The sequence below is a fragment of the Candidatus Zixiibacteriota bacterium genome (genome assembly GCA_022865345.1).
Classification (GTDB): domain Bacteria; phylum Zixibacteria; class MSB-5A5; order MSB-5A5; family RBG-16-43-9; genus RBG-16-43-9.
Genome location: JALHSU010000102.1, coordinates 1 through 1,715, shown reverse-complemented (window position 1 = coordinate 1,715; position 1,715 = coordinate 1). Strand labels below are relative to the sequence as shown.

Below are 1,715 nucleotides of genomic sequence, written 5' to 3'. Positions count from 1 at the left end.
TTATAGTGAAAGTTCTCACCTGCCACATATCCTACTGTCACCTTGGTCGAATCACCAGGATGAAGAATCGGAATAGGACCAAAGGAGAAAAGATAACGCGTATCATATCCATCTGCTAAATCCGTGCAAAAACCCGACGGTTCTAACCAGCCGCTGTCGCTCTTATTTATGCAGGCATAGATCTGGTCATAATCGTGTTCCCCATTGGACATGGTGAAATATTTTGCCCTATCACCACAGGGTGTCCCTTTACCACCATCACACCAGCTTCCATAATTCTTAATCCAGAGATCCCAATTCTCCTGCTTCTGAGGCCCCCAGTCGTAACTCACCGGATCATTCCCCTCTGACATCCAGTAGTTAAAGGAGATATTTTCGGTTGGTGCTCGAACAACCCTTACTCCTGTCACACTGGGCACACTGTTATCCGTAACAACCCCTCCTTTTCCTAAATCACCATTGTCATCTGCTATCCAGCCTATCTGGATAGTGTCCTGATACTGGGTTGTGTCCCCCCATAAAGGCGATGGATAGGTTGCCCGAAAACCGGTTATGTCATCAATATAAGCGCTGCCATTGCCAGACCAACCCACGTCAGCATCAATGTATAGGCCTATCCATATCCCTTTAACGTCCTTTTTCCCGATATTTTTGATGGTGAAATCGATCAAGGCGAAATCCTCTGCATAATCGTAACTCCAGGAATAACTCCTCTGCTCGATCTGAATGCCTATGGGTCTATGGGACCTGGTATCCTTCGGATCAGGCGTTATTCCCACAGTGGTAGTGTCTGAGTAAACGGCTATTATATCCTGCTCCGAAATCGCTCCAGCCGTGTCAGGGGGGTTGCAGTTAGGGGTACTGAGGCGGATGGTTTTCTCCTTTATACAGCCACCCTGATCTTCAGTGCCGGGAAACATCTCTGAGACATCTCCGAACCACCCATCATTACCTACACTTACCAGGGTCTCACCCTCCACCACTGCACCCACCCATAAGGCGCCCTGGAAAAGGTATTCTAAATCTGTGCCACAGGGGTATTCAAACGAAGGAGCATTTGGATAAGCCTCCGGATATCTGGGATTAAAACAACCGAAGGGTGATTCCTCAAAAACCCTGGTTTGACTTCCAATAAAACCCCAGTTGGTTAAAGTAAAACAATACTTAGCTACCCGGTGAGTCCTCTGCTGAACGCAGGCATCTGCCAAAGGCTTCTGCAACGAAAAAGAAGAGGCCGGAGCCTGATCGTTGACCCTGGTTCGGGCTGAGGTAAAGGATAAATTCGAAATGAAAATCAAAAGGAATATAAAAACTGAACTCAAAAAAATCGATTCACCTTTTTTTAACATTGGTTTCCTCCAGTTCTTAAAGGTCCAAACTGCTGCAAAATACAACCCGTAAGAAGTAATTGCAACTAAAATCTTTATTCTTTACTTCTGACCATTTAAACTTAGGAAAATACGCTCAAAAATCCTGCCAAGTTTTACCTGCGGATCAATTTTATTAAAAAGTTAACTCTTTGATGAACAAGAGAATACAAAAATATGGATATATATATTATCTCTGAATTATGCAAACCGCAAATTTTGCGATTTTTAAAAAGGAGGAGCAAATTAACTCTTTTTAAATAAATCAGTTAAAAGAAAATTGACTATTACTGAAATCTGCGTCAGATTGTTTTACCTTGCGTCTTATTCAAAAGGATCCAGTCAAGC

The 1,715-nt window shown here is 43.4% G+C and carries 1 protein-coding gene; it reads right to left on the bottom strand.

What is annotated here, in order from left to right:
* Positions 1–1,349, bottom strand: a 1,349-nt coding sequence (locus MUP17_04700) for a hypothetical protein (protein ID MCJ7458270.1), incomplete at its 3' end; no start/stop codon positions are given.
* Positions 1,350–1,715: the final 366 nt, after the last annotated feature.